Genomic DNA, 26,313 nt, shown 5'->3' with positions numbered 1-26,313 from the left:
GTGAGGGGTTTTACTGCGTGTAAGAGTAAAATGAAGAGGTGCAAATAAATGAAACAAAGTATGGTATTCAGTCCTACATTACGTGAAGTTCCAGCTGATGCTGAAATTAAGAGTCATCAGCTATTACTTCGTGCAGGTTTTATGCGTCAAAATGCTTCTGGTATTTATAGCTTTCTACCATTTGGATTAAAAGTATTACACAAAGTAGAACGTATCGTTCGAGAAGAAATGGAGCGCGCAGGAGCTGTAGAATTATTAATGCCAGCTATGCAAGCTGCGGAATTATGGCAAGAATCAGGTCGTTGGTATTCTTACGGATCTGAATTAATGCGTATGAAAGATCGTAATGCTCGTGAATTCGCATTAGGAGCGACACATGAGGAAGTAATTACGGATCTTGTGCGTGATGAAGTGAAATCATATAAAAAATTACCGTTAACATTATACCAAATTCAAACAAAATTCCGTGATGAGCAAAGACCTCGTTTCGGCTTATTACGTGGAAGAGAGTTTCTAATGAAAGATGCATACTCTTTCCATGCTACACAAGAGAGCTTAGATGAAGTATACGATCGTTTATATAAAGCATACTCTAACATTTTTGCTCGCTGTGGCTTGAATTTCCGTGCAGTTATTGCTGATTCTGGAGCAATGGGCGGAAAAGATACACATGAATTTATGGTATTATCTGATGTTGGTGAAGATACAATTGCATACTCTGACACATCTGATTATGCAGCAAACATCGAAATGGCTCCTGTTGTAGCTACGTATACGAAGAGTGACGAAGCAGAAAAAGCACTTGAAAAAGTAGCAACACCAGACCAAAAAGCAATTGAAGAAGTATCTGCATTCTTAAACATCGAAGCTGACAAGTGCATTAAGTCTATGGTGTTTAAAGTAGATGAGAAATTAGTAGTGGTACTTGTTCGTGGTGATCACGAAGTAAACGATGTGAAAGTGAAAAATGTATACGGCGCTTCAGTTGTTGAGCTTGCTTCTCATGAAGAAGTAAAAGCATTATTAAATTGTGAAGTTGGTTCATTAGGACCGATTAATGTAACAGGTGATATCGAAATTATTGCTGATCATGCTGTAGCATCAATTGTTAACGGATGTTCAGGAGCGAATGAAGAAGGATTCCATTATGTAAATGTAAATCCAGAACGTGACTTTAAAGTAAGTCAATATACAGATTTACGCTTCATTCAAGAAGGAGACCAATCTCCAGATGGAAACGGAACAATTCTTTTTGCACGCGGAATTGAAGTTGGTCATGTATTCAAATTAGGAACTCGTTATAGTGAAGCAATGAACGCAACATTCCTGGATGAAAACGGAAAAACACAACCACTTATTATGGGTTGTTACGGTATCGGGGTATCTCGTACAGTGGCAGCAATTGCAGAGCAGTTTAACGATGAGAACGGCTTAGTTTGGCCAAAAGCTGTAGCACCGTTCCATGTGCATGTAATTCCAGTAAATATGAAATCGGATGCACAACGTGAAATGGGTGAAAATATCTACAACTCATTACAAGAACAAGGCTATGAAGTGTTATTAGACGATCGTGCAGAACGTGCAGGTGTTAAATTTGCAGATGCAGATTTATTCGGTCTTCCAGTTCGTGTTACAGTTGGTAAAAAAGCAGACGAAGGTATTGTAGAAGTGAAAGTACGTGCTACAGGTGAGTCTGAAGAAGTAAAAGTAGAAGAACTTCAAACATATATTGCAAATATTTTAAAATAAGAAGAGGTACCTCGTAATGGGGTACCTTCTCTTTCTTTGTAAACGTATTTTGTAAAAGAAGAGGTGAGAAATCTTTCTTTGTGGTACGTTTCAATTTATAATAGCAAATGGAAGGAGAGTGCTTATGTCTTTAACAAATGAACAACAAGAGCGATTTCAAATTTTGCTCCAGCAGTTGCAAATACCAGACGACCTTATAAATCAATATTTACAAGGCGGTGGTATTGAAAGGCTCGTTATTGATAAAGCGAATAAAAGTTGGCATTTTGATTTACAAGTGCCACGTATTTTGCCTACAGAATTATATGAATTGCTAGAAACAAAGCTTAAGCAATCATTTTCTCATATTGCAAGAACAACATTTGCATTAGAAACAGAGAATAAACAATTTACAGAAGAAGAAGTGAGGGCGTATTGGCCGCTTTGTACGGAACGAATTACATTTTCACCTATGTTCGCATACTTAAAGAAGCAGCTTCCACAGGTGAATGGAGTGAAGTTGCTAATAAATGTGAATAACGAGTTGGAGTCTACTGCTTTAAAGAAAAACGTTGCGAAACCAGTAGGGGATCAATACGAAGTTTTTGGATTCCCGCGTTTTCAGTTAGACACACATATACAGCAAAATACAGAAGAAATGCAAAAGTTTCGTGAACAAACGCAGCAAGAAGACCGCGAGCGTGTTATACAAGCTATGGAAGAAATGGCGAAGAAGCAAGCTGAAGAAAGCAGCGTTGTGTATGAAGGACCGATTACACTCGGGTATCTTATTAAGCCAGATGAAGAGATTACACCGATGCGAGAAATTCAAGATGAAGAAAGAAGAAAAACGGTTCAAGGATATGTCTTCCATGTAGAAACAAAAGAGCTTCGTAGTGGACGTACGTTATTAACTTTAAAAATAACGGATTATACGGATTCTATTATGATCAAAATGTTCTCGCGTGACAAAGAAGATATTCCAATGCTGCAATCCTTGAAAAAAGGAATGTGGGTGAAAGCGCGTGGTTCTGTTCAAAACGATACATTCGTTCGAGATTTAGTAATGATTGCAAATGATATTAATGAAATCACAGGACCGTCTCGTAAAGATAAAGCACCAGAAGGCGAAAAACGAGTAGAGCTGCATCTCCATACTCCGATGAGTCAAATGGACGCTGTCACTCCAGTTTCTAAGCTTGTTGCTCAAGCTGGTAAATGGGGACATGAGGCTATTGCGGTTACAGACCATGCCGTGGCTCAGTCTTTCCCAGAGGCGTATTCTGCGGGGAAGAAGGCTGGAGTTAAAGTTATATATGGTGTAGAAGCAAATTTAGTTAATGATGGTGTACCGATAGCATATAACGAAGCGCATCGTTTACTTGCAGAGGAAACGTATGTTGTTTTCGACGTTGAGACGACAGGTTTATCAGCTGTATACGATACAGTTATTGAGTTGGCTGCTGTAAAAGTAAAGGGTGGCGAAATTATTGACCGCTTTGAATCTTTTGCAAATCCGCATCAACCATTATCGGCGACGATCATTGAATTAACAGGTATTACAGATGATATGTTAACTGATGCACCTGAAGTGGACGAAGTGTTTAAAAAGTTTGAGGAATGGATGGGCGACCATACACTTGTTGCCCATAATGCGAGCTTTGATATGGGCTTTATTAACGTAGGTTTTAAAAAGGCTGGACTAGAAAAAACGAATAACCCCGTTATTGATACGTTAGAACTTGCACGATTCTTATTCCCAGAAATGAAAAATCATCGATTAAATACGATGTGTAAAAAACTTGATATTGAATTAACACAACATCACCGTGCGATTTATGATACAGAAGCGACGGGATATTTACTTGTGAAAATGTTGAAAGACGTAATTGAAAAGGGATTTGAATATCACGATCAATTAAATGATAGCATGGGACAAGGGGATGCGTATAAGCGTGGCCGTCCAAGTCATATGACGTTACTTGCCACATCAGATGTTGGATTGAAAAATTTATATAAACTTGTTTCATATTCTCACCTTAATTACTTTTACCGTGTACCACGTGTGCCGAGGTCACTATTAAAAAAATACCGTGAAGGAATTTTAGTAGGAACGGCTTGTGATAAAGGTGAAGTTTTCGAGGCAATGATGCAAAAGGCACCTGAAGAGGTAGAAGAAATTGCCCAGTTCTATGATTACATTGAAGTAATGCCTCCAGAGGTGTTGCGTCATTTAGTAGAACGTGAACTTGTTCGAGACGAAGGTCAATTAAAAACAATTATTTCTAACTTAGTAAAACTAGGTGAGACGTTAGATAAACCAGTTGTTGCTACAGGAAACGTGCATTATTTAGACCCTGAGGATGCAATGTATCGTAAAATTTTAGTCAGTTCGCAGGGGGGAGCCAATCCGTTAAATCGACATTCATTACCGCCAGTACATTTCCGTACAACTGATGAAATGTTAGAATGTTTTTCATTCTTAGGTGAAGATAAAGCGAAAGAAGTTGTTGTAACAAATACACAAAAGATTGCGTCATTAATTGGTGATGTGCATCCAGTAAAAGACGATCTATACACACCGAAAATTGAAGGTGCTGATGATGAAACGCGTGATATGAGTTATAAAATGGCGCGTAGCATTTATGGTGAAGAGCTACCGGAAATTGTAGAAGCACGTTTAGAAAAAGAATTAAAAAGTATTATTGGGCATGGATTCGCCGTAATTTATTTAATTTCACATAAGCTTGTGAAAAAATCGTTAGTAGACGGATATCTAGTAGGTTCGCGTGGATCGGTAGGATCATCATTTGTTGCAACGATGATGGAAATTACAGAAGTAAACCCATTACCACCACACTATGTATGTCCGAAGTGTAAGCAATCAGAATTCTTTAATGATGGTTCTGTAGGCTCTGGTTTTGACTTACCAGATAAAGAATGTCCTGCTTGTAATATTCCATATGTAAAAGATGGACATGACATTCCGTTCGAAACATTCCTTGGATTTAAAGGAGATAAGGTACCCGATATCGATTTGAACTTCTCCGGGGAATACCAACCACGTGCCCATAACTATACGAAAGTACTGTTCGGTGAAGACTATGTATATCGTGCAGGAACGATTGGTACAGTTGCGGAAAAAACTGCTTACGGATATGTAAAAGGTTATGCAAATGATCATAACTTAACGATTCGAAATGCAGAGATTGATCGCTTAGTAGCAGGGTGTACCGGTGTAAAACGTACAACAGGACAGCATCCAGGCGGTATTATCGTTGTGCCAGATTACATGGATATCTTTGATTTCTCACCAATACAGTATCCAGCTGATTCAATTGGTGCTGAATGGAGAACAACGCATTTTGATTTCCACTCGATTCATGATAATTTATTGAAACTTGATATACTAGGACACGATGATCCGACCGTTATTCGCATGTTACAAGATTTAAGTGGTATTGATCCGAAAACAATCCCAACGGATGATCCAGAAGTAATGAAAATTTTCTCTGGTCCAGAATCGTTAGGGGTAACGGAAGAACAAATTAACTGTAAAACAGGTACACTTGGTATACCAGAGTTTGGTACAAAATTCGTAAGACAGATGTTAGAAGAGACAAAACCGACGACATTCTCAGAGTTAGTCCAAATTTCTGGACTATCACATGGTACCGACGTATGGCTTGGTAATGCAAACGAGTTAATTTATAACGGTACATGTACGCTGAGCGAAGTTATCGGTTGTCGTGATGACATCATGGTATATTTAATCTATCAAGGTCTAGATCCATCATTAGCCTTCAAAATCATGGAGTCGGTTCGTAAAGGTAAAGGTGTACCGGAAGAATGGGAAGAAGACATGAAAAATAATAATGTACCAGGTTGGTATATTGATTCATGTAAGAAGATTAAATACATGTTCCCTAAAGCCCATGCGGCTGCTTACGTACTTATGGCTGTACGTATCGCATACTTTAAAGTACATTTTGCACTGTTATTCTATGCCGCATATTTTACAGTTCGTGCAGATGATTTTGATGTAGAGGCAATGGCGAAAGGTTCAGCATCTATACGTGCAAGAATTGATGAAATTGCTCAAAAGGGACTCGATGCTGCGCCGAAAGAGAAGAGTTTATTAACGGTACTAGAAATGACACTTGAAATGTGTGAGCGTGGATACTCATTCCAAAAGGTGGATTTATACCGCTCACATGCAACAGAATTTATTATTGATGGAGATACATTAATCCCTCCATTTAATGCAGTACCTGGTCTTGGCACAAACGCAGCTTTAAGTATTGTAGAAGCACGTAAAAATGGAGACTTCTTATCAAAAGAAGACTTGCAACAGCGAAGTAAGGTTTCGAAAACAATTATTGAGTATTTAGATAGCCAAGGTTGTTTAGGAGACTTACCAGATCAAAACCAGTTATCACTGTTCTAGTAGGTAGGAAAAGTCTTTGCAAATCAACATTTCCTATGATATACTATTAACCGAGATAACCATGTCATGTATATTGTGTAAAGAAAAGAGTGGGGAAACCCACTCTTTCGTGTTACTATCTATGTTTTATCTACGTAGATAGGTAAAAGATTTCTGTCGTATATACATATTTTGTTACAAGTTTTACTTCTTAAATTTGGTAATACTAAGACAGATAATCCCTGCTGAACAGCAGGGGCTTTTGTTAGCTAACGAGAAAGAATAAGATAGACCGTTTTTAAATTGGCGGGGTCTTCTTCTTTTAAATGGTACATGACGGCAGGAAGGAGGCTGTTTATGGATAAGAAAGTCACAGAAGTTGTAGAAGCATTTGCGCAGCCGATCGTTGAAGAGTTAAATCTTGAACTTGTAGATGTAGAGTATGTGAAAGAAGGACAAGACTGGTTCTTACGCGTATTCATCGATTCTGAAAAGGGAGTCGACATTGAAGAATGCGGTGCGGTAAGTGAACGTTTAAGCGAAGCTTTAGATAAAGAGGACCCAATTCCTCATCTTTACTTTTTGGATGTATCATCTCCTGGAGCGGAACGCCCATTAAAGAAAGAAAAAGACTTCCAGCAAGCGGTAGGAAAACAAGTGGCAATTAAAACATATGAGCCGATTGATGGTGAAAAGATGTTTGAAGGAAAACTGCTTTCTTACGATGGTACAACAATAACATTATTATTAACAATTAAAACACGTAAAAAAGAAATCCAAATTTCGATGGATAAAGTCGCAAATGCGCGACTTGCTGTTACGTTTTAGTTAGAAGGGGGATCTTCATGAGCACTGAGTTATTAGATGCTTTGCTCGTATTAGAATCTGAAAAAGGCATTAGCAAAGACATTATTATTGATGCGATTGAAGCAGCTTTAATCTCTGCTTATAAGCGCAATTTTAATCAAGCACAAAACGTTCGTGTGAGCTTTAACCCAGAAGTGGGAACAATTCAAGTTTTAGCACGTAAAGACGTAGTAGACAATGTGTTTGATCCACGTCTTGAAATTTCTGTAGAGGAAGCAAGACAAATTAATCCAAACTACCAAGATGGTGACGTACTAGAAATTGAAGTAACACCAAAAGACTTTGGTCGTATTGCAGCACAAACTGCAAAACAAGTTGTAACACAACGAGTGCGTGAAGCAGAGCGCGGTGTTATTTACTCTGAGTTTAGTGATCGTGAAGAAGATATTATGGTAGGTATTGTACAACGTCAAGATGCTCGTTTCATCTATGTAAGCTTAGGAAAAGTAGAAGCTTTATTACCTGTAAGTGAGCAAATGCCTAATGAGCAATACAAACCACATGATCGTATTCGCGTATTCATTACGAAAGTAGAAAAAACGACAAAAGGACCACAAATTTACGTATCACGTACACATCCTGGTCTTTTAAAACGTTTATTCGAAATGGAAGTTCCTGAAATCTATGATGGAACTGTAGAAATTCGTTCTGTAGCACGTGAAGCTGGCGATCGCTCTAAGATCTCTGTATATGCAGAGAACACTGATGTTGATCCAGTTGGTTCTTGTGTAGGACCAAAAGGGCAACGTGTACAACGCATTGTAGACGAATTAAAAGGTGAAAAAATTGACATCGTTCGCTGGTCAAATGATCCAGTTGAATATGTTGCAAATGCATTAAGCCCATCACAAGTTGTTAAAGTACTTGTAGATGAAGAAGAAAAAGCGACAACAGTAGTTGTTCCAGACCACCAGCTATCATTAGCTATCGGTAAGCGTGGACAAAATGCACGTCTTGCAGCTAAATTAACAGGCTGGAAAATTGACATTAAGAGTGAGTCTGATGCGAAACAACTTGGTATTGTAACAGAAGAAGATAGCGTAATCGCATTTGGATTCGATTCAGTGGAAGACGAAATCGAATAGAGGTGATGAGTATGAGCAATCGAAAAGTTCCGTTACGAAAATGTGTTGCAACGCAAGAAATGAAATCAAAACGAGAGCTCGTTCGCATTGTTCGTTCCAAAGAGGGAGAAGTGTCCATTGATTTAACTGGGAAAAAATCAGGACGAGGTGCTTACTTGTCGAAGGACAAGGAGAGCATTCTTCAAGCTCAAAAGAAAAATGTTTTGGAACATCATCTAAAAGCGAAAATCGACGGTTCTTTATATGAAGAGCTTCTTGAGCTTGTTGAGAAGGAGTCGAAATAAGTGTCCGATTGGAAATCGTTTTTAGGACTAGCAAACCGGGCTCGGAAAATTATTTCGGGTGAAGAACTCGTTTTAAAAGAAGTACGAAGTGGCAAAGCAAAACTTGTATTGCTATCTGAAGATGCGTCAGTAAATACTACAAAACGCATCACAGATAAAACTACGTACTACAACGTACCAATGAGAAAGGTCGAAAATCGACAACAATTAGGGCATGCGATTGGGAGAGATGAGCGAGTCGTTGTAGCTGTGTTAGATGAAGGCTTTGCGAAAAAGCTGCGTAGCATGCTCGATACAAATTACCGGGGGTGAAGGTATGAGTAAAATTCGAGTGCATGAATATGCAAAAAAACATAATATCTCAAGTAAAGATCTTATGACAAAACTAAAAGAAATGAATATCGAGGTTTCGAATCATATGACAATGTTAGACGATGAAGTAGTAAATAAATTAGATAATGAATATCAAACTGAAAAACCTTCTGTTGCAGATGAGTTTGAAGTAGAAGAAAAAGTTGTTCGCAGTAAAAAGAACAGCAATAAGAAAAAGAAAAAAGGCAAAGGAAACGAAGACAAACGTCAAGAGAACTTTGCTGGTAGACAACAAACTCAAATTGTAGAAACACCAGATAAAATTACTTTCTCTGGAAGCCTTACAGTAGGAGATCTTGCTAAAAAATTAAGCAAAGAGCCATCTGAAATTATTAAGAAGCTCTTCATGCTTGGAATTATGGCAACAATTAACCAAGACTTGGATAAAGATACAATTGAGTTAATTGCTAACGACTACGGTATTGAAGTAGAAGAAGAAGTAATTGTGAGCGAGACTGAGTTTGAAACATTCATTGATGAGCAAGATGATGAAGAGAACTTAAAAGAACGTCCAGCTGTAGTTACAATCATGGGACACGTTGACCACGGTAAAACAACATTACTGGATTCTATTCGTAACTCAAAAGTAACTGCAGGCGAAGCGGGTGGAATTACTCAGCATATCGGTGCATATCAAGTTGAAGTAAACGATAAGAAGATTACATTCTTAGATACACCTGGTCACGCAGCATTTACAACGATGCGTGCTCGTGGTGCACAAGTAACGGATATTACAATCCTTGTTGTTGCAGCGGATGACGGTGTTATGCCACAAACGGTTGAAGCAATTAACCATGCGAAGGCAGCAGGAGTACCAATTATTGTTGCTGTGAATAAAATGGATAAACCAGCTGCAAACCCTGATCGCGTAATGCAAGAACTAACAGAATATGAATTAGTTCCAGAAGCTTGGGGCGGAGATACTATTTTCGTACCAATTTCTGCAATTCAAGGCGAAGGCATTGACAACTTACTAGAAATGATCCTTCTTGTAAGTGAAGTAGAAGAATACAAAGCAAATCCAAACCGCTATGCAACTGGTACAGTAATCGAAGCACAGCTTGATAAAGGTAAAGGAACTATCGCGACATTACTTGTTCAAAACGGTACGCTTCGAGTTGGAGATCCAATCGTTGTTGGAACTTCATTCGGACGTGTTCGTGCAATGGTAAGTGATATTGGTCGTCGTGTAAAAGTTGCTGGTCCATCAACTCCTGTTGAAATTACTGGTTTAAACGAAGTACCACAGGCTGGAGATCGTTTCATGGCATTCGCTGATGAGAAGAAAGCTCGTCAAATTGGTGAATCACGTGCACAAGAAGCGTTAGTTGCACAACGTGGTGAGAAATCTAAATTAAGCCTTGAAGATTTATTCCAACAAATCCAAGAGGGCGATGTAAAAGAAATTAACTTAATCGTAAAAGCAGACGTACAAGGTTCTGTTGAAGCGATGGCAGCATCACTTCGTAAAATTGATGTTGAAGGCGTAAAAGTTAAAATCATTCACACTGGTGTAGGTGCGATTACAGAATCTGATATCATTTTAGCTTCTGCATCTAATGCAATTGTAATTGGATTTAACGTACGTCCAGATGTGAACGCGAAGCGTACAGCTGAATTAGAGAACGTTGATATTCGTTTACACCGTATTATTTATAAAGTAATCGAAGAGATTGAAGCAGCGATGCAAGGTATGCTTGATCCAGAATTCGAAGAAAAAGTAATCGGTCAAGCAGAAGTTCGTCAAACGTTTAAAGTAACAAAAGTTGGAACAATCGCAGGTTGTTATGTAACAGACGGTAAAATTACGCGTGATAGTGGCGTACGTATTATCCGTGACGGCGTAGTAATTTTCGAAGGACAACTTGATACGTTAAAACGTTTCAAAGACGATGTAAAAGAAGTTGCACAAAACTATGAGTGTGGTATTACAATTGAGAGATATAATGATCTTAAAGAAGGGGACATCATTGAAGCGTACATTATGGAAGAAGTGAAGCGATGATTATCGCTTCACTCTCATTCGAGTGTATGATTTACGATGTGCATTCTTTAAAAGAGAAACGTGCAATTTTACAACGTGTGTTAACTCGTGTGAAACAGCGCTATAATGTAGCTGTTTCTGAAGTTGGGCACCAAGATGTATGGCAACGTACAGAAATTGCAATTGTTTCCGTATCCTCAAATCGTGTTATCTGTGAAAAAGAAATGAATCGTGTACTTGAGTACATCGATTCATTTCCTGAAATTGAACGTACAATAACACATTTGGAATGGTATTGAATGAGGTGAAGAGTTATGAAATTACGTGCGAACCGTGTGGGCGAGCAAATGAAAAAAGAATTAGGCGATATTATCAGTCGTAAAATTAAAGACCCACGTATTGGATTTGTTACAGTAACAGATGTACAAGTGAGTGGTGATTTACAAATTGCTAAAGTATATATTTCTGTTTTAGGTGACGAAGAACAGAAAGAAAATACTTTAAAAGGTTTAGCGAAGGCAAAAGGCTTTATTCGTTCAGAAATTGGCCAACGTATTCGTCTTCGTAAAACACCGGAAATTACCTTTGAGTTTGATGAGTCTATCGGATATGGTCATCGAATTGATACACTTTTACATGAAATTAATAAAGACGGTAAACGTGAAGAATAATGGATAGACATTTGTCTATCCATTTTTTCAATGCAAAATAAGTTTTGGATATTTAATACGAAAGAATTATGATGAGGTGAACATATATGGAAGGTGTAGTATTATTACATAAGCCAAAAGGCATGACATCACATGATTGTGTATTTAAATTAAGAAAGATATTGCGAGAAAAGAGAATTGGTCATACGGGAACATTAGATCCAGATGTAACAGGAGTATTACCAATTTGCGTTGGAAGAGCAACGAAAATTGCACAATTTTTAACAAGTGAAACGAAAACATATGAAGGTGAAGTAACATTAGGGTTTTCAACGACAACTGAAGACGCTTCTGGTGAGGTTGTTGAAACGAAAAATGTAGATCGTACTATTACTCGTATGGAAGTAGAGAAAGTCCTTGCGGAATTAACAGGCACGATTGAACAAATGCCACCAATGTTCTCGGCTGTAAAAGTAAACGGGAAAAAATTATATGAATATGCAAGAGCAGGACAAGAGGTGGAACGTCCAGTTCGTACAATTACAATTCATGAATTCGTATTACTTGATGATCGTGAAGTTTTTGAAGGAGAAAATATTTCATTCCGTTTCCATGTAACGTGTAGTAAAGGAACATATGTAAGAACGTTAGCTGTAATGATCGGGGAGAAACTTGGTTTCCCATCACATATGTCTCACCTTGTAAGAACGGCATCTGGTGAATTTTTATTAGAAGATTGCATATCATTTGAAGAAATTGAAGAAAACGTGCAAAATGGAACAGTAGAGTCTATCTTCATTTCAATTGATGAAGCATTAAGTAAGTTTCCAAAAATGGTTGTAGATGAAAAGCAAGCAGAGAAAATAAAGAATGGTATGTTCTTAAAGAATGAATTAGAAATAACAGCACCATTTATTACAGTGTTTGATAAAAATGATCGTTGCTTAGCAATTTATGAACATCATCCGAAACATCCTGGCATGTTAAAGCCGATGAAAGTACTTGTGAATAATCAAGAACTAAAGCTATAATGAATTATTGGAAGGATTATTACAGAAAAAGGTGAATTCAAGCGTGAAACTTATTCATTTAACTCATCCACATGAACAAAATAAATTAGAATTACCACCTACTGTAATGGCATTAGGATTTTTTGATGGCATTCATTTAGGACATCAATGTGTAATTCGAACTGCGAAAAAAATAGCGGACGAACGAGGATATAAAAGTGCAGTTATGACATTTCATCCTCATCCATCTGTTGTTTTAGGGAAAAAGGATGCGCATGTGGAGTATATTACACCAATGCGTGATAAAGAAAAAATAGTCGAAAGCTTAGGAATCGATATATTATATGTGATTAAATTTGATGAATCATTTGCAGGGTTATTACCGCAACAATTTGTAGATGATTATATTATTGGTTTAAATGTAAAGCATGTAGTAGCAGGGTTTGATTATTCATATGGACGTTTAGGAAAAGGAAAGATGGAGACTTTACCATTTCATGCAAGAGGGGAGTTTACACAGACTGTGATTGAAAAAGTTGAATTTCAAGAAGAGAAAGTAAGTTCTACAGCATTACGAAAGTTAATTCGAAATGGCGAAATGGAGCAAATTCCATCTATTTTAGGTAGAGCCTATACTGTAGCGGGAACAGTTATACACGGCGACAAACGTGGGCGTCAAATTGGTTTCCCGACAGCTAATGTAGGTTTAAGTGATGAGTATTTATTGCCACCTGTAGGTGTTTATGCAGTGAGATTAAAAGTTCACGATGAATGGTACGATGGTGTATGTAATATTGGATATAAACCGACTTTTAAAGAAGATGAGCGTCAATTATCAATTGAAGTGCACTTATTTGAATTTAACAAAGATATATACGATCAAAATGTTACAGTAGAGTGGCATATGCGTATAAGAGCAGAAAAGAAATTCAACGGTATTGATGAGTTAGTTGAACAAATCGCAAAAGATAAGAAAACAGCACAAGAATATTTTATGAGCGAAAAGAATATACTTGCTTTTTCAAATGAAAAGTAGTATTCTATGTTATGTACTTTATGACAACCATTGCTTGGCATTGCGACTCACCGACGCTTGCTAGGTAATTGGGGGTTTAATTAATAGGAGGTGAAATAGGATGGCTTTAACACAAGAACGTAAAAATGAAATCATTGCACAATTTAGAACTCATGAGACTGATACTGGTTCTCCAGAGGTTCAAATTGCTGTCCTAACGGAGCAAATTAACACTCTAAACGAGCACTTACGTACTCACAAGAAAGATCATCATTCACGTCGTGGTCTATTAAAGATGGTTGGTAAACGTCGTAACTTACTAACTTACCTTCGTAATAGCGATATCACACGTTACCGTGAATTAATCACAAAGCTTGGCTTACGTCGATAGTCAAAGAAGCGGGAATATTCCCGCTTTTTTGTTAGGTAAAAATATATCTTCTACGCTTTATAGCTTACTTAATTTTAGGCAATACTAGAGGTAGAATATTGTGATATACTATCCATTTACATAGAAGAATTGAATACTTTAAATTGAGAGGGGTACTTAAATGAGTCAAGAAAAGCAAGTCTTCTCGATAGATTTAGCTGGTCGCCAGCTAACAGTTGAAACTGGTCAGCTTGCAAAACAAGCGAACGGAGCAGTATTAGTAAGATATGGCGATACAGCGGTTCTATCTACAGCAACTGCATCAAAAGAAGCAAAAAATGTAGATTTCTTCCCACTTACAGTAAACTATGAAGAGCGTTTATATGCAGTCGGAAAAATTCCTGGCGGTTTTATTAAGCGTGAAGGTCGTCCAAGTGAAAAAGCAATTTTGGCAAGTCGTTTAATCGACCGTCCAATTCGTCCGCTATTCGCAGATGGCTTCCGTAACGAAGTACAAGTTGTCAGCATTGTAATGAGTGTTGATCAAGATTGTTCTTCTGAAATGGCAGCTATGCTTGGTTCTTCATTAGCGTTATCGATTTCAGATATTCCATTTGAAGGTCCAATCGCTGGTGCGACAGTTGGCCGTATTAATGGCGAATTCGTTATTAACCCAACAGTAGAACAGCAAGAACAAAGTGATATCCACTTAGTTGTAGCTGGTACGAAAGATGCGATTAACATGGTTGAAGCAGGAGCAGATCAAGTACCTGAAGAAACAATGTTAGAAGCAATTATGTTTGGTCATGACGAAATTAAACGTCTAATTGCATTCCAAGAAGAGATTGTACAAGCTGTAGGTAAAGAGAAATCAGAAGTGAAACTTTATGAAGTTGACGCTGATCTTAACCAAGCTGTACGTGAAATGGCTGAAGAAGATATGCATTCAGCAATTCAAGTACATGAGAAACATGCACGTGAAGATGCAATTAACGAAGTGAAAAAGCGTGTTATTGAGCATTACGAAGCGCAGGAAGCTGACGCTGATACATTAGGACAAGTAAATGAGATTTTATATAAAATTGTAAAAGAAGAAGTACGTCGTCTTATTACAGTTGAAAAAATCCGTCCAGATGGCCGTAAAGGTGACGAAATCCGTCCATTAGCATCAGAGGTTGGTATTTTATCTCGTACACACGGTTCTGGTTTGTTCACTCGTGGACAAACACAAGCATTAAGTATTTGTACATTAGGTGCATTAGGCGATGTGCAAATTTTAGATGGTCTTGGTGTAGAAGAATCAAAACGCTTTATGCACCATTACAATTTCCCATCATTTAGTGTTGGTGAAACAAGACCAATGCGTGGACCAGGTCGTCGTGAAATCGGTCACGGTGCACTAGGAGAACGCGCACTTGAGCCTGTAATTCCATCTGAAAAAGATTTCCCATACACAGTACGTCTTGTATCTGAAGTTTTAGAATCAAATGGTTCTACTTCACAAGCAAGTATTTGTGGTAGTACTTTAGCAATGATGGATGCTGGTGTTCCACTTAAAGCTCCAGTTGCAGGTATTGCAATGGGTCTAGTTAAAACTGGTGAGCATTACACAATTTTATCTGATATTCAAGGTATGGAAGATCATTTAGGTGATATGGACTTTAAAGTAGCAGGTACAGCACAAGGTGTAACTGCACTACAAATGGACATTAAAATCGATGGTCTATCTCGTGAAATTTTAGAAGAGGCATTACAACAAGCGAAAGTTGGTCGTGTGCACATTCTAAATCATATGTTATCTGTTATTCCAGAGCCACGCACTGAATTATCAGCGTACGCTCCAAAGATTATTACAATGACAATTAATCCAGATAAAATCCGTGACGTTATCGGACCGAGCGGTAAACAAATCAATAAAATTATTGAAGAAACTGGCGTTAAAATTGACATCGAGCAAGATGGCACAGTATTCATTTCTTCAATAAACCAAGAAATGAACGACAAAGCTAAGAAAATTATCGAAGATATCGTTCGCGAAGTACAAGTAGGTGAAATCTACGAAGGAAAAGTGAAACGTGTTGAGAAATTCGGTGCTTTCGTTGAATTATTCAGCGGTAAAGATGGATTAGTTCATATTTCTGAACTTGCACTTGAGCGTGTAGGTAAAGTAGAAGACGTTGTAAAAATCGGTGATGTAATTACAGTTAAAGTTATCGAGATTGACAAGCAAGGTCGCGTAAATCTATCTAGAAAAGTATTGCTAAAAGAAGAGCAAGAAAAAGAAGCTGCTAAAGAAGAAAACAAACAAGAGCAGCAATAAGTAAAAGCCAGTTTAACTGGCTTTTTTTGTTATGTAAAAATATGATTTATATATATTTTTATGTCAGCATAGGTATAGTTTTCATTATAACGCTCAAATTAACAAAGATAAGAAGAAAATGTTTTTATATAGTTAATTTGGGAGGGTTTATATGAAAGTTCGTATATTGGCATACATATGTATATTTTCTTTATATGTCAGTTTAGGCTCTTATTCTGTTTTTGCACAGGATAACTTGCATGAAGAAATTCAAAAGCATGCAAAACAGTATGAGATTGCACCTCAAAATGCGATGATTGATAAAATATGGAAGGCAACACCTGGATATAATGGAAGACAAGTGGATATTGAAGCATCGTATAATAATATGAAGAAGCTAAAGGAATTTGATCAAAAATATCTTGAATTCAGAGAAGTCTCACCGAGTGTTCATTTAGAAGATTTATCACCAGCTCCAATTTATAGAGGGCATCCAAATAAAAAGATGGTAGGATTAACAATAAATGTGGCATGGGGAAATGAGTATTTGCCTCGCATATTAGAGATATTGAAAAAGCATGATGTGAAGGCCACTTTCTTTTTAGAAGGACGTTGGGTGAAAGAAAATTTGCGATTTGCAAAAATGATTGTCGATGCAAAACAAGAAGTTGGAAATCACTCATACACACATCCAAATATGAAAACGTTATCGTCAGATGAAATACGAGATCAGTTACAAAAAACAAATCGAATGATAGAAGTAGTAACGAATCAAAAAGTAAGATGGTTTGCCCCGCCGAGTGGAAGTTTTCGAGATGAAGTCGTAAAGATTGCAGATGATTTTCAAATGGGAACGATTATGTGGACTGTAGATACGATTGATTGGAAGCGCCCTGAGCCGGATGTACTATTGCAGAGAGTAATGAGAAAAATACATCCAGGTGCTATCGTATTAATGCATCCTACTTCGTCAACGGCAGAAGCATTAGATACAATGATTAAAAAATTGAAGGAACAAGGATATAAAGCGGGGAATATAACTGAATTACTGGATGAAAAACGTGTGGATTAAATACATTTGCATGACATTCATCCTTAAACTTGTTATCATTAAATAATAGCGTTTTATTTAGAGAAACTGGCAGTAGGAGGAAAGTTTTTGATTAAAAAATATACTTGTAAAAATGGTGTAAGAATAGTTATGGAGAATATACCAACTGTAAGATCGGTTGCAATTGGTATTTGGATCCATGCGGGATCAAGAAATGAAAATGAAAAAAATAATGGGATTTCTCACTTTTTAGAGCATATGTTCTTTAAAGGGACAGAAACACGTAGTGCACGAGAGATTGCAGAATCATTTGATAGCATTGGTGGTCAAGTGAATGCATTTACTTCAAAAGAATATACATGTTACTATGCAAAAGTATTAGATGAGCATGCTAAATATGCTTTAGATGTTTTAGCAGATATGTTCTTTAATTCAACATTTGATGAGGAAGAACTGAAAAAAGAGAAGAATGTCGTATGTGAAGAAATTAAAATGTACGAAGATGCTCCAGATGATATTGTGCATGATATGTTAACGAAAGCAACATATGAAACGCATCCACTTGGATATCCTATTTTAGGAACAGAAGAAACGCTTAATACGTTTACAGGTGATACGTTACGTCAATATATAAAAGATCATTATACACCTGAAAATGTAGTTGTATCAATCGCAGGAAATATTGATGAAGCATTTTTACAAACAGTGGAGCAATATTTCGGTAGTTATGAAGGAACAACAAACCGTGAACAAGTACATAGCCCAATTTTCCATTTCAATAAGGTAGCCCGTAAAAAAGAAACGGAACAAGCTCATTTATGTCTAGGATATAAAGGCTTACAAATGGGACACGAAGATATTTATAACTTAATTGTATTAAATAATGTTTTAGGCGGTAGCATGAGTAGCCGTTTATTCCAAGAAGTACGTGAGCAACGTGGATTAGCTTACTCAGTATTTTCTTACCACTCTTCTTATGAAGATACAGGCATGTTAACACTTTACGGTGGAACAGGTAGCCAACAATTAGATACATTGTATGAAACAATGCAAGAAACATTAGAGACATTGAAAAATACAGGTATTACAGAAAAAGAGCTTATGAATAGTAAAGAGCAATTAAAAGGAAACTTAATGTTAAGTTTAGAAAGTACAAATAGCCGTATGAGCCGTAACGGTAAAAATGAATTGCTTCTTCGTAAACATCGTTCACTTGATGAGATTATTGAAAGTGTAAACACTGTAACAAAAGAAAATGTGGACGGATTAATTCGCAATATGTTTACTGACGAGTTCTCTGCGGCACTTATTAGTCCAGACGGAAAACTTCCAAAAGGAATAAAACTATAATCAATTTTTACGATGTATAAAAAATAACCTTCTCTCTTTTTAAATGAGAGAAGGTTATTTTTTTTATACATATAGAATAGGTACTAATTATAGACAATGCAAATGAAAAATTCATTAGGGGAGTGGAGTGTGTATGCGATTAAGTGAATTAAGTGGTAAAGAGGTTGTAGATATAGAAAAAGCGGAAAAAATGGGAGTCTTAGGTTATATGGATTTAGAGATTAATGAGAAAGACGGGCAAATACAAACACTTATAATACCTGTAGGGAAGTGGGGAGGTTTTAAAAAGGAACCACAAGAAGTAAGGGTGGCATGGAGTCAAATAAAGAAAGTCGGACACGATATGCTTCTTTGTGATAGTATAGATCGTTCAAATTCGGAGTGAAGGATGGCCATTTTGGTCATCTTTTTTTGTATCTACATAGAAACCTGATAAATCATATGTGCATTTGGATTTTCAATCACCATAAACTCGTACATTACATATGATGTGGAGGAAAAAGAAAAAGTAGGCACTTTTCTTATAAATGACAGAAAAAGAAGGTGAATTAGGGAATGTTGACTGAGATGCATATTGCTGTCATAGGAGGAGATGCAAGGCAGCTAGAAGTAATTCGTAAGCTAGTTGAATTGGATGCGAAACTTTCTTTGATAGGTTTTGATCAGTTAGATCATGGTTTCACAGGGGCAGCAAAAGAAAGTATACAAAATTTAGATTTCACTTCTGTAGACGCAATTATTTTGCCGGTTGCCGGTACAAATGCCAAAGGAGAAGTAGATACTATTTTTTCAAATGAAAAAGTTTCAATAACGAAAGAACAAATTGAAAATACACCAGAACACTTTACTATATATTCAGGTATTGGTACACCTTACTTGGAAAATCTCGTATCTACTACGAACCGAAAACTTGTTAAATTATTTGATCGTGATGATGTAGCAATATACAATTCTATTCCAACGGTAGAAGGTACATTAATGATGGTAATTCAACATACCGACTATACAATTCATGGGTCCAATGTAATGGTTCTAGGATTTGGTAGAACAGGAATGAGTGTTGCGAGAGCATTTCAATCATTAGGAGCCCATGTCAAAGTTGGAGCAAGACGATCTGAACATATTGCACGTATTACAGAAATGATGTTTTCTCCTTTTCATATGCAAGACATAGAGAAAGAAGTAGGAAATATCGATATTGTAATTAATACGATTCCGCACCTCGTTGTAACAGCGAATGTTATTGCAAAAATGCCAGCTCATACGTTAGTGATTGATTTAGCTTCTAAACCAGGCGGTACCGACTTTAGATATGCAGAAAAAAGAGGAGTCAAAGCATTGCTAGCACCTGGATTACCAGGTATTGTTGCCCCAAAAACGGCTGGGCAAATCTTAGCAAATGTTCTTTCTCAGTTATTAGCAGCAGATGCAATCGCAAAGGAGGAGGAAAAGAAATGAGTTTGAAGGGGAAACGAATTGGTTTCGGATTTACAGGTTCACATTGTACGTATGAGGAAGTTATGCCGCACTTAGAAAAATTAATTGCTGAAGGAGCAGAAGTACGTCCTGTTGTTTCATACACTGTTCAATCAACAAATACTAGATTTGGAGAAGGAGCAGAGTGGATTAAGAAGATTGAAGAAATAACAGGTTTTAAAGCAATTAATTCAATTGTTGGAGCAGAGCCACTTGGACCTAAAATTCCATTAGACTGCATGGTAATCGCTCCTTTAACAGGAAATTCTATGAGTAAATTTGCAAATGCAATGACAGACTCTCCAGTACTAATGGCAGCAAAAGCGACGCTAAGAAATGGCAAGCCTGTCGTATTGGCAGTTTCGACGAATGATGCTTTAGGGTTAAATGGGGTAAATCTCATGCGCCTAATGGCAACAAAAAACATCTACTTCGTCCCATTCGGGCAAGATGCACCAGAGAAAAAACCGAACTCAATGGTAGCTCGCATGGAGTTGCTTGAAGATACAGTGTTAGAAGCGCTGCAAGGGAAGCAATTGCAACCGGTTGTCGTAGAAAAATTCAGATATATGAATTAAAAAACGAAAAAAAACGGACAATTTTTGATGAAACCATCATTCTTACTGTAGAATATGATAAAATTAACGTTATTAAGATTAGAAGGGGTATTGTATACTCCTTCTGATTCTAAGTTATAGAAGGATTGGTATCTAGAAAGGGGCATAGTGATGGAAAAGCAAAAAACTTTTCATGTCGCTGTAGTTGGAGCAACCGGCGCAGTTGGTGAACAAATGTTAAATACTTTAGAGAAACGAGAATTTCCAATCGGGAAATTAACGTTACTTTCATCTAAACGATCTGCAGGTAAGAAACTTGTATTTAAAGGCGAAGAATTTACAGTTCAAGAGGCAACTCCTGAAAGCTTTGAAGGAGTAGATATTGCACTATTTAGTGCTGGTGGATCTGTATCGAAACAATTAGCGCCAGAAGCAGCAAAACGCGGTGCGATTGTTGTTGATAATACAAGTGCATTCCGTATGACAGAAAACGTGCCACTTGTTGTACCTGAAGTAAATGAAAACGACTTAAAAGAACATAATGGTATTATTGCAAATCCAAACTGTTCTACAATTCAAATGGTAGTAGCTCTTGAGCCAGTTCGTCAGCAATATGGTTTAAAACGAGTAATCGTTTCCACATATCAAGCTGTATCAGGTGCTGGTGCGGCAGCTATTGAAGAACTGCATGAACAATCACAAGCAATCTTAAATGGCGAAGAAGTTAAGGCAAATGTTCTTCCTGTATCAGGTGATAAGAAGCATTTCCCAATTGCTTTTAATGCGATTCCACAGATTGATAAATTCCAAGATAATGGATTTACGTTTGAAGAAATGAAAATGATTAACGAAACGAAAAAAATTATGCATATGCCTGAATTAGAAGTAGCGGCAACATGTGTACGTTTACCAGTTGTATCAGGACACTCTGAGTCTGTTTACATCGAAGTAGAAAAAGAAGGCGTAACAGTAGCAGAATTAAAGAGCTTACTTGCAAATGCGGAAGGTATTGTTCTACAAGATAATCCAGAAGAGCAGTTATATCCAATGCCAGCTACTGCAGTAGGTAAAAACGAAGTATTCGTTGGAAGAATCCGTAAAGATTTAAATAACGATAAAGGATTCCATCTTTGGGTCGTATCTGATAACTTATTAAAAGGCGCTGCATGGAATTCTGTTCAAATTGCAGAGCGCTTAGTAAAATTACAATTAGTGTAAACGGCTAAGAGAAGGTGCAAAATATGAAAATAATTGTTCAAAAATTTGGTGGCACATCAGTACGTGATGACAATGGACGTAAGCATGCGCTTCATCATATAAAAAAATCATTAGCTGCTGGTTATAAAGTAGTTACTGTCGTATCTGCTATGGGCCGTAAAGGTGAACCATATGCAACGGATACGTTATTAAGTCTTGTAAATCAAGAGGAATCTACTATTTCTAAGCGTGAGCAAGATTTATTATTATCGTGTGGAGAGTTAATCTCTGCAATTGTTTTCTCTAATATGTTGAATGAGAACGGTATAAAAGCAGCAGCATTAAATGGTGCACAAGCTGGTTTTGTAACGAATGATGACTTTACGAATGCAAAGATTATTGAAATGAATTGCGATCGTATACATGAAGAGTTAGAAAATGTAGATGTAATCGTCGTTACAGGATTCCAGGGACAAACGAAAAAAGGTGATACGACAACACTTGGACGCGGAGGTAGTGATACTTCAGCTTCAGCATTAGGTGTTGCACTTCATGCTGAATACATCGATATATTCACTGATGTAGAAGGTGTTATGACTGCGGATCCTCGTATTGTAAAAGATGCACGTCATCTTCAAACTGTAACGTATAACGAAATTTGTAACATGGCTTATCAAGGTGCGAAAGTCGTTCATCCACGTGCAGTTGAAATTGCGATGCATGCAAAAGTGCCACTTCGTGTACGTTCTACGTATTCTGATAGTGAAGGTACGCTTATTTCAGCATATGACGGTGCTACAAGAGGTCGTGATGTAGAAGAACGTCCTGTTACAGGCATTGCCCACGTATCAAACGTAACGCAAATTAAAGTGCTTGCAAAAGAAACGGCATATGATTTGCAACAACATGTGTTTAAAGAGATGGCGAACGAAGGAATAAGTGTTGATTTAATTAATATTTCACCTACTGGCGTAGCATATACGGTGAGTGATAATGTATCAAGTCATGCAGTTAAATTATTACAGAACCTTGGATATGAGCCAATTGTGACAGAACATTGTGCGAAAGTATCTATCGTTGGGGCTGGAATGGCAGGATACCCAGGGGTTACTGCGAAAATCGTTACAGCTTTAGCGGAAAAAGGTATTCAAATCCTGCAATCGGCAGATAGTCATACAACAATTTGGGTTCTTGTAAAAGAAACTGATTTAGTGGAGGCTGTAAATGCATTACATAGTGCGTTTGAGCTTTCAAAAGAAAAGCAACTGGAACAATAAGGAGTGAGACCATGATAGATTTTGGGACAATTGCAACCGCGATGGTAACACCGTTTGATATAAACGGGAATATCGATTTTGCAAAGACAACGAAATTGGTAAATTATTTAATTGATAACGGTACAACAGCAATCGTGGTAGGAGGAACGACAGGAGAATCTCCTACATTAACTTCAGAAGAGAAAGTAGCGTTATATCGCCATGTCGTATCTGTTGTCGATAAAAGAGTGCCCGTAATCGCTGGAACAGGTAGCAATAATACGCATGCTTCTATTGACTTAACTAAAAAGGCAACAGAAGTTGGTGTGGATGCAGTAATGCTAGTAGCACCGTATTATAACAAACCGAGTCAAGAAGGAATGTATCAGCATTTTAAAGCAATTGCTGAAAGCACGCCGCTTCCGGTTATGCTATATAACGTTCCAGGACGATCTATTGTACAAATCTCCGTTGATACAGTTGTTCGTTTATCAGAAATAGAAAACATTGTTGCTATTAAAGATGCCGGCGGCGATGTGTTAACAATGACAGAAATCATTGAAAAAACAGCGGACGACTTTGCGGTATACAGCGGTGATGACGGTTTAACGTTACCAGCTATGGCAGTTGGAGCGAAAGGTATCGTTTCGGTAGCCTCTCATGTTATCGGAAACGAAATGCAAGAAATGATTACAGCATTTCAAGCAGGAGAATTTAAGAAGGCACAAAAATTACATCAATTACTTGTAAGAGTAACTGATTCATTATTTATGGCGCCAAGTCCAACTCCAGTAAAAACAGCGTTACAAATGGTTGGATTAGATGTAGGTTCTGTACGTTTACCACTTCTTCCATTAACAGAAGAAGAAAGAGTAACGTTACAATCTGTAATGCAATCTATCCCTCGTTAATAAAAAATGACCTAGTGTAGAACTAGGTCATTTTTTATTATATGCAAATCTTTTCCTCTTTTTCTTACTTATATGTGTTCTTATAAGAATATTAATCGCTTCTTCATTATGTGTATAAGAAAATAATCGTACCCCTTTAACTGAGTCAAAAAATGATAGATATTATGGCATAAACGTAATAAACTACGGTGTCTGTTTTTAGAGAAATCCCCTCAAATGTGACGTAATTCATAAAAAAACTCCATTTTGTAAGTGTTTTTGTTGGATTCTAGAAAAATAAATCTTGAAACTCCCTATTATGAAATGAATTTAGCGTATGTATGGCTAGTTCTTCAAAATAATATGGAGTATAAAATCGGAGTAAATATAAAGGAAATACGTTCGATACTTTTGTTGTCATTCCGTTCTTTTCCTCTTTCTTTCGCACGATTTAACTTGTGTTCTATTTCTTGTATCAGGTATAATATGGCTAAGTAGCTTAGTACGGGTATGCTTAGCAAAATTGGGAAAAATTATAATTTAATTAAATTTTCATATCATATCGAATAAGATATTTGATTTATATAATGAAAGAGAGGTGAAACCTGGTTTAAAAAATAAACAAGGACATGATATCGCATAACGGTAAGGACATTCGTCTTGGACGGTGAAAATATGGTGGTTGTAGAGTTTCCCCTGGTGTCTCTGCAATTTTAGTGAAATCAGTGTTTGCAAGATTTTTAAACCAGGCAACAACATGAAGAGAAAAGAGAATGAGTCTGTTAAAGTATTTGCTCTTGGTGGAGTAGGTGAAATCGGGAAAAACATGTACTGTGTTGAAATTGATTCTGAAATCTTTATCGTAGATGCAGGGTTAATGTTCCCGGGAGATGAAATGTTTGGAATTGATATCGTTATTCCTGATATTACATATTTAGTGGAAAATCAAGAGCGAGTAAAAGGTTTATTTATTACTCACGGTCATGAAGATCATATTGGTGGAATTGTGTATGTACTTCGTAAATTATCTATTCCAGTCTATGCAACGAAATTAACAGTAGGACTTATACAAGAAAAACTTGGTGAAGCGGGCATGTTAGGCCGTGTAGACCTAAAAACAATCGATTCAAATTCAACAGTAGAATTTAACACTACAACGGTGTCATTCTTCGGAACGACACATAGTATTCCGGATTCTGTTGGCGTTTGTTTCCATACATCAAAAGGTGCAGTCGTATATACGGGAGACTTTAAATTCGATCAAACTCCAATTGGAAATAGTGGAGCAGACCTTGGTAAAATGGCACAAATCGGAAATGAAGGCGTACTTTGCTTATTATCTGATAGTACAAACGCAGAGCGCCCAGGCTATACAGGTTCAGAAAAAGAAGTTGGTGTAGAAATCTCTAAAGTGTTCTACGGCGCAGAAGGTCGCATTATCGTTGCTTCATTTGCATCGAATGTACATCGTATTCAACAAGTATTTGATGCAGCTGCTGAAACAGGGCGAAAAGTAGCAGTAGTAGGACGTAGTATGGTGAAAGTAGTAGACATTGCAAGACGTCTTGGTTATTTAGATGTTCCAGAAGGTATGGTTATTTCATTACAAGAAGTAGACAACTTCCCAGAGAAAAAGGTAGCTATTTTAACGACAGGTAGTCAAGGTGAACCGATGGCTGCTCTATCTAGAATGGCAAAACAAGCGCATAAACAAATTTCAATTCGTAAAGGTGATACTGTTATCATTGCTGCTTCGCCAATTCCGGGTAATGAAATATCTGTATCAAAAATTATTGATTTGTTATTTAGAGCTGGAGCTGAAGTTGTTTATTACGGCGAACGAAAAGTTCACGTGTCAGGTCACGGTAGCCAAGAAGAATTAAAATTAATGTTAAATTTAATGAAACCAAAGTACTTTGTACCCGTACATGGTGAGTTCCGTATGCAAAAAGCACATGCATATTTAGCTGAAGATGTAGGTATTACAAGAGAAAATATCTTTATCGTAGAAAAAGGCGATGTAATTGCTTTTGGTGACGATGAAGCAAACTTAGTCGGTAAAGTACAAGCTGGTAATGTTTTAATTGATGGATTAGGTGTAGGTGACGTTGGTAATATCGTTCTTCGAGATAGAAAGATGTTATCTCAAGATGGAATACTAGTAGTTGTTGTAACGCTTGGTAAAGATGAAAAGAAAATTATCTCTGGCCCAGAAATCATTTCACGTGGTTTCGTATATGTTCGTGAATCAGAAGCGTTAATTGAACGATCTACAGAGATTGTACGTATGATTGTTGAGCAGTCAATTAAAGAATATTCAATTGAATGGTCAATGTTAAAACAAAATATTCGTGAATTATTAGGACAGTTCTTGTACGAAGAGACAAAGAGAAAACCTATGATTTTACCGATTATTATGGAAGTATAAAAAGATCACCCTTATGGG

The 26,313-nt window shown here is 37.1% G+C and carries 22 protein-coding genes; all 22 read left to right on the top strand.

Annotated elements, in window-relative coordinates:
• Nucleotides 1–48: 48 nt before the first annotated feature.
• The 22 genes from ACUN13_RS00525 to ACUN13_RS00420 all read left to right on the top strand — a co-directional run bounded on the left by ACUN13_RS00525 (nt 49) and on the right by ACUN13_RS00420 (nt 26,295).
• Entirely contained in the window at nt 49–1,749 is a 1,701-nt protein-coding gene (locus ACUN13_RS00525; protein ID WP_000814302.1) for a proline--tRNA ligase, read from the top strand.
• A gap of 124 nt (nt 1,750–1,873) precedes the next feature.
• The gene (locus tag ACUN13_RS00520) at nt 1,874–6,175 is read left to right on the top strand and encodes a PolC-type DNA polymerase III (RefSeq protein ID WP_000060005.1); all 4,302 of its coding nucleotides are present in this window, start codon (nt 1,874–1,876) and stop codon (nt 6,173–6,175) included.
• A gap of 336 nt (nt 6,176–6,511) precedes the next feature.
• A complete protein-coding gene (rimP, locus tag ACUN13_RS00515; protein ID WP_000359096.1) occupies nt 6,512–6,982 on the top strand; it encodes a ribosome maturation factor RimP in 471 nt (156 codons plus the stop codon).
• A gap of 17 nt (nt 6,983–6,999) precedes the next feature.
• Entirely contained in the window at nt 7,000–8,106 is a 1,107-nt protein-coding gene (gene nusA / locus ACUN13_RS00510) for a transcription termination factor NusA (protein WP_000102604.1), read from the top strand.
• A gap of 11 nt (nt 8,107–8,117) precedes the next feature.
• Nucleotides 8,118–8,390, top strand: a complete 273-nt coding sequence (gene rnpM, locus ACUN13_RS00505) for an RNase P modulator RnpM (protein ID WP_000071127.1) — start codon at nt 8,118–8,120, stop codon at nt 8,388–8,390.
• On the top strand, nt 8,391–8,702 hold the full coding sequence (locus ACUN13_RS00500) for a YlxQ family RNA-binding protein (RefSeq protein WP_001286523.1): 312 nt from the start codon (nt 8,391–8,393) through the stop codon (nt 8,700–8,702).
• Between the two features lie 4 nt (nt 8,703–8,706).
• Nucleotides 8,707–10,767: a translation initiation factor IF-2 gene (gene infB, locus ACUN13_RS00495; RefSeq protein ID WP_000036343.1), complete on the top strand. Its 2,061-nt coding sequence runs from the start codon at nt 8,707–8,709 to the stop codon at nt 10,765–10,767.
• Nucleotides 10,764–11,045, top strand: coding sequence for a DUF503 domain-containing protein (locus ACUN13_RS00490; protein WP_000582363.1), 282 nt, complete (start codon nt 10,764–10,766; stop codon nt 11,043–11,045). Before infB ends, ACUN13_RS00490 begins: the two co-directional genes overlap by 4 nt.
• A 15-nt stretch (nt 11,046–11,060) precedes the next feature.
• Entirely contained in the window at nt 11,061–11,417 is a 357-nt protein-coding gene (gene rbfA / locus ACUN13_RS00485; protein ID WP_000776437.1) for a 30S ribosome-binding factor RbfA, read from the top strand.
• 86 nt (nt 11,418–11,503) lie between these two features.
• Nucleotides 11,504–12,427: a tRNA pseudouridine(55) synthase TruB gene (gene truB / locus ACUN13_RS00480; RefSeq protein ID WP_409531713.1), complete on the top strand. Its 924-nt coding sequence runs from the start codon at nt 11,504–11,506 to the stop codon at nt 12,425–12,427.
• Between the two features lie 43 nt (nt 12,428–12,470).
• Entirely contained in the window at nt 12,471–13,442 is a 972-nt protein-coding gene (gene ribF / locus ACUN13_RS00475; protein WP_000766706.1) for a bifunctional riboflavin kinase/FAD synthetase, read from the top strand.
• Between the two features lie 100 nt (nt 13,443–13,542).
• A complete protein-coding gene (rpsO, locus tag ACUN13_RS00470; RefSeq protein ID WP_001229392.1) occupies nt 13,543–13,812 on the top strand; it encodes a 30S ribosomal protein S15 in 270 nt (89 codons plus the stop codon).
• Nucleotides 13,813–13,972: 160 nt separating this feature from the next.
• Complete coding sequence (gene pnp / locus ACUN13_RS00465) at nt 13,973–16,111, top strand: polyribonucleotide nucleotidyltransferase (protein WP_000076737.1); 2,139 nt, start codon at nt 13,973–13,975, stop codon at nt 16,109–16,111.
• A gap of 151 nt (nt 16,112–16,262) precedes the next feature.
• The gene (locus tag ACUN13_RS00460; RefSeq protein WP_409531717.1) at nt 16,263–17,162 is read left to right on the top strand and encodes a polysaccharide deacetylase family protein; all 900 of its coding nucleotides are present in this window, start codon (nt 16,263–16,265) and stop codon (nt 17,160–17,162) included.
• A gap of 87 nt (nt 17,163–17,249) precedes the next feature.
• The gene (locus ACUN13_RS00455) at nt 17,250–18,491 is read left to right on the top strand and encodes a M16 family metallopeptidase (RefSeq protein ID WP_000592996.1); all 1,242 of its coding nucleotides are present in this window, start codon (nt 17,250–17,252) and stop codon (nt 18,489–18,491) included.
• Between the two features lie 133 nt (nt 18,492–18,624).
• Nucleotides 18,625–18,876: a YlmC/YmxH family sporulation protein gene (locus tag ACUN13_RS00450; RefSeq protein ID WP_001239759.1), complete on the top strand. Its 252-nt coding sequence runs from the start codon at nt 18,625–18,627 to the stop codon at nt 18,874–18,876.
• A 170-nt stretch (nt 18,877–19,046) separates the two neighbouring features.
• Entirely contained in the window at nt 19,047–19,949 is a 903-nt protein-coding gene (gene dpaA, locus ACUN13_RS00445) for a dipicolinic acid synthetase subunit A (protein WP_000954735.1), read from the top strand.
• Complete coding sequence (dpaB, locus tag ACUN13_RS00440) at nt 19,946–20,545, top strand: dipicolinate synthase subunit B (protein WP_000053596.1); 600 nt, start codon at nt 19,946–19,948, stop codon at nt 20,543–20,545. Before dpaA ends, dpaB begins: the two co-directional genes overlap by 4 nt.
• 150 nt (nt 20,546–20,695) lie before the next feature.
• Nucleotides 20,696–21,742, top strand: coding sequence for an aspartate-semialdehyde dehydrogenase (gene asd / locus ACUN13_RS00435; RefSeq protein ID WP_000414846.1), 1,047 nt, complete (start codon nt 20,696–20,698; stop codon nt 21,740–21,742).
• A gap of 23 nt (nt 21,743–21,765) precedes the next feature.
• A complete protein-coding gene (dapG, locus tag ACUN13_RS00430) occupies nt 21,766–22,998 on the top strand; it encodes an aspartate kinase (RefSeq protein WP_000692451.1) in 1,233 nt (410 codons plus the stop codon).
• 11 nt (nt 22,999–23,009) lie between these two features.
• Nucleotides 23,010–23,888, top strand: a complete 879-nt coding sequence (gene dapA / locus ACUN13_RS00425; RefSeq protein WP_000564763.1) for a 4-hydroxy-tetrahydrodipicolinate synthase — start codon at nt 23,010–23,012, stop codon at nt 23,886–23,888.
• A gap of 736 nt (nt 23,889–24,624) precedes the next feature.
• Nucleotides 24,625–26,295: a ribonuclease J gene (locus ACUN13_RS00420; RefSeq protein WP_000823096.1), complete on the top strand. Its 1,671-nt coding sequence runs from the start codon at nt 24,625–24,627 to the stop codon at nt 26,293–26,295.
• Nucleotides 26,296–26,313: the final 18 nt, after the last annotated feature.

This window comes from Bacillus cereus group sp. Bce041 (assembly GCF_052646455.1).
Note: the sequence above shows the minus strand (reverse complement) of the source record. Positions and strands in the feature narration are given on the sequence as shown.